This is a genomic window from Mycobacterium sp., assembly GCF_052143115.1.
GTDB lineage: Bacteria > Actinomycetota > Actinomycetes > Mycobacteriales > Mycobacteriaceae > Mycobacterium.
In genome coordinates, this window is sequence record NZ_JBKQTQ010000230.1 from 1 (window position 1) to 3,939 (window position 3,939).

Annotated in this window: 4 protein-coding genes; 2 read left to right on the forward strand and 2 right to left on the reverse strand. The window is 64.6% G+C overall.

The window, feature by feature from the left end; all coding sequences use genetic code 11:
* Together ACLQI9_RS22635 and ACLQI9_RS22640 are read left to right on the forward strand one after the other, a co-directional pair.
* A partial coding sequence (locus ACLQI9_RS22635; RefSeq protein ID WP_442392235.1) for an FMN-binding negative transcriptional regulator occupies window positions 1-482 on the forward strand: 482 nt, incomplete at its 5' end.
* A gap of 288 nt (window positions 483-770) precedes the next feature.
* Entirely contained in the window at window positions 771-2,162 is a 1,392-nt protein-coding gene (locus tag ACLQI9_RS22640) for a phenylacetate--CoA ligase family protein (RefSeq protein ID WP_442392236.1), read from the forward strand.
* A gap of 398 nt (window positions 2,163-2,560) precedes the next feature.
* Here the strand turns inward: ACLQI9_RS22640 and ACLQI9_RS22645 are convergent, their stop codons facing one another.
* Window positions 2,561-3,151, reverse strand: coding sequence for a hypothetical protein (locus ACLQI9_RS22645; protein WP_442392237.1), 591 nt, complete (start codon window positions 3,149-3,151; stop codon window positions 2,561-2,563).
* A gap of 29 nt (window positions 3,152-3,180) precedes the next feature.
* On the reverse strand, window positions 3,181-3,939 hold a 759-nt coding region (locus ACLQI9_RS22650), incomplete at its 5' end, for a PLP-dependent transferase (protein ID WP_442392238.1).

Consider the following 3,939-nt stretch of genomic DNA (forward strand, 5'->3'; position numbering starts at 1 on the left):
CGGGCATGAGGACCCTTCGTGGTCATCTCGCCCGCAACAATGACCAGTGGCGGCGCCCGGTGGTTGGCGAGGCTCTGGTCATCGTGCGGGGACCAGATGCGTACATTTCCCCGGCCTGGTATCCGAGCAAGGCCGAGCACGGACGTGTGGTGCCCACTTGGAACTACGTCACTGCGCACGTCTATGGGCGACTCGCAGTGCACGATGACCCGGCCTGGGTCGAACAGAATGTGCGTGATCTAACCGGACGCCATGAGGCTGGGCGACCGCAATCATGGTCCGTCGACGACGCGCCGCCACAGTTCATCGAGGGTCTACTACGCGCCATTGTGGGAGTGGAATTGCTGATCACCCGCATCGAGGCCAAGTTCAAGCTCAGCCAGAATCAACCAGCCGCTGACGTCGATGGCGTGATCTCAGGATTAATCACCAACGGACACGAAGACGCTGCCCAAGCGGTGCGGCGAGCGCGAACGGCATGAGATCGATTTCGCTTCCAATCCGACGCTAGAGGGTCATTCTCAATCTGCTCCCACACGTGTCCGCGACTTGTCCCGATCTGCTGGATATCGATGGCATCCAAGACACGGAGCGGCCCAGGGGGCGCGAGGAGCCGGATACCGTCGCGAATTGCGAAGAGCTCTCGAGTGATGTTCTCCGCGTGGCGCTGTACTCCAGTCACGGGCTGTGAAAGGAACCGCGCGTTGACATAAACGGCCATTTGGCCAGGAATGGTATCGGAGCGCGGTGCCCAGGCTAGGATCGCTCGGGTGCAAGCGAGGGCAACTGGCGCGACGTCGGGGGGACATTACGAGCAGCTGGTCCGGCGGCAGCGTGCCGAATTGCAAGATGCGTACTTGAAGGGGGTGCGCCGGCTGCGATGGGACGCAGGGCGTCTCGCCGCAGAACGCGAACGGCGTCTTCGGGAGCTGCTGGTGTGGGCCGCCGATCGTTCGCCGTTCTGGCGGGAACGACTGGCGGGCCGCGATCTGGCGAGTTTCACCGAGTCCGACCTCCCCTCTCTGCCGGTCCTGACCAGAGCCGAGATGATGGAGGAGTTTGACCGGGTGGTCACGGTCCCCGGGTTAACACTTGCCCGGGTCCAACAACACATCGATCGGTTGAACGGAGAAGACGGGTACCTGGACGACGAGTACCGGGCAATCGTCACGTCTGGATATATAGGAACCGAAGCAGTCCATGTCTACGGCTGGGACGCGTTCGTCACCTTCGTGATGCAGGGCTCGCGCTGGACCGGGCGACGCGGCGAAGACCCGGACGCGGTGCTGGCGCAGGCCTTCGCTTGCAGCGCCAGGCATGAATCGGGGGTGTTTCACGCCTTTAGCACCTTCGAAGGCGGAGGGCCAGCATCGCACTGCTTCGCCGGCACGCTCCCCCTGGACGAGATTGTCGACGGTCTCAATAACGCCCGTCCTGCGGTGCAGGCTCTCCAAGGGTGGCCGAGCCTCATCCGGGAGCTAGCTTTAGAGGCGACACAAGGACGACTGACCATAAAACCGACCTGGGTTAGCGTCGCGGGAGAGGTCTGCACCGCGCCCGTGCGAGAGGCAGTTCGGTCCGCGTGGGGGGTCGAGGCTTCGGAGTTCTGGGGCTGCTCAGAGGGGACCTATGCCTTTCCATGCGGCGTTGGAGAAGGCATGCACATCGCCGACGATCTGGTAATTCTCGAGCCGGCGGATGCTGATGGCAACGTCGTACCATATGGGCAACCTGCGGATCGGCTGCTGTTGACCAACCTGTACAACCTGGCGCAGCCGCTGATCCGCTATGACCTCGTAGACGCGGTGACGATCTCCGACGAGCCGTGTCCGTGCGGTTGTGCTCATCGCCGCATCACAGCGGTCAGCGGTCGGATCGACGGAGCCTTCCAGTACGAAAGCGGTGCTCTGGTGCCACGGGCGGCCTTCGAGCAGACGGTCCTTGCCACCCCCGGCGTCGCCGACTTCTTTGTGGGCAAGACGCAACGTGGTGTCGACCTGTGCGTGGTGACCGACGGTTCATGCGACCTCCAGCATCTGCGGATGGAACTGATCGACGTGCTCCGCCGGCACGGCGGGCCGGAGTCGGACGTCGGTGTGCAAGAGGTCGGTTCTATAGACCGACTGTGGTCGGGAAAGTCGAAGCAGTTCGACGCCAGGTGATCTAGCGAGGTGCTCGCGGGGACGTCCACCGACCGGGCGTGGTACCCCGGGGGCGGTGAGTGGAGATGGGGCATCCGTCGACATGATTCGCCGTGTGCTCGCAGAACACGCTCGTTTAGCGGTGGATCCGAATAACGTTGCCGGTACAGACGATCCATCACCTGCCGGGAATGGTTCGTGGTGGGCGAAGAAGCGCATGATGACGGGATCGCCGAGGAGGGTGCTCTCCATACGACGGCGTTCGACCGCGAGGTCGACGATACGGATGATCAGCACGTCGCGCGCCCGAGTACGCAAAGCCCGAATGCGCCGCGGGAACTATGCACCACTCCGGCACGATCACAGGCGGCAAAGCGCCGAAATTTTCGTTCTGTTATGAAACAGTTTGGCGAGGTGCGTCAGGCCGTGGCGGAACGCAAGCCGAAGCGCTGGCGAAGAAACGCGGCAAGGCGCAGCGGGATTGCAATAAGGCTCAACAGGGCGAACGGCACATATTCGGCGGCGTAGAGCCAATGCTGTGTCTTCTGGGCGAGTGCGCCCAGCACAAAATCCCCGCCGAAGGCGATCAGAATGTAAGTCGTGCCCAGGAAGAGCAGTGGCCGCCACAGACGTCCCAGGTTGGGCATTCCGATTCCGAAGGACAGCAGCGCCAGCAGATAGGTGAAGAACAGTGCGACCAGGAAGAACCACAACGAGCCGCCCTGCAGCGGAATCTGGCCGATGACGACGCCCAACCAGACGACCAATCCGATATGGACCAGATGCGCGGTGGCGAAGGCCAGGCCCAAGGCTCGCGCCTGGCGCGCCAGCCCGGCAAAGGCTGGGCCGAACAGGACGGCCATCGCGCCGCCGGCATAGGAAAGCCAGAAAAAAAGGAACGACCAGCGCGCCGTGACGCGCAGCCCCAGCTTGAGGCCATCAGGACCGGTGCCGTAACCGGCCAGAACGGCCACGGCAAGCGCGAGCGCGCCGCCGAACGCGCCGATCATCCAAACCCATGCCGGATCGTGTCTGCGCGTCAACGCGCGCCCGCCCCGGCGTTGCCGCCGTTAATGGTGAACGTTGGATCGCCGTTCCCACCGGTCCCGCCGGCGCCGCCGTTGCCGCCAACCATCCCAGCCGTGGCCTTGGCCAAGGCCTGGTCGATGTCGGCGATGATGTCGTCGATGTGCTCGATCCCGATGGACAGGCGGATCGTCTCCGGCCGGATACCGGCCTTCACCAGCTCCTCGTCGGACAGCTGGCGGTGGGTGGTGGAGGCCGGATGGATGGCCAGGGTCTTGGCGTCCCCCAGATTGAGCAGCCGCTTGACGAGCTGGAGCGCATCGAAGAAGGCCAGTCCCGCCTCGTAGCCACCCTCGGCCCCGAAGGTGACGATGGACGGCACGCGCCCGTGGAGGTAGCGCTCGACCAGGTCGTGGTAGGGATGGTCGGGGAAGCCGGCGACACTCACCCACGCCACCCTGGGGTCGGCGGCCAGGTAGTCGGCCACGGCCCGGGCGTTGGCCTCATGGCGCTCGAGCCGTAACGCCATCGTCTCGAGGCCCTGGAGGAGTAAGAAGGCGTTGAACGGGGAGAGGGTGGCGCCGCTGTTGCGCAGCTGGGTGGAGCGGGCTCGCACAGTGAAGGGCCGTTCGGGGAAGTCGCGGGCGAAGACGACGCCGTGGAAGGCGGGCTCGGGCTGGTTGAACATGGGGAAGCGTTCGGGATGGTCGGCCCACGGGAACCGGCCGCCGTCCACGATCGCTCCGCCGAGGGTGGTGCCGTGGCCGCCCAC

Bases quoted from the DNA above. Each gene is read 5' to 3' on its own strand.
- ACLQI9_RS22645 (WP_442392237.1), bottom strand. From the start codon at position 3,151: ATGATCGGCGCGTTCGGCGGCGCGCTCGCGCTTGCCGTGGCCGTTCTG.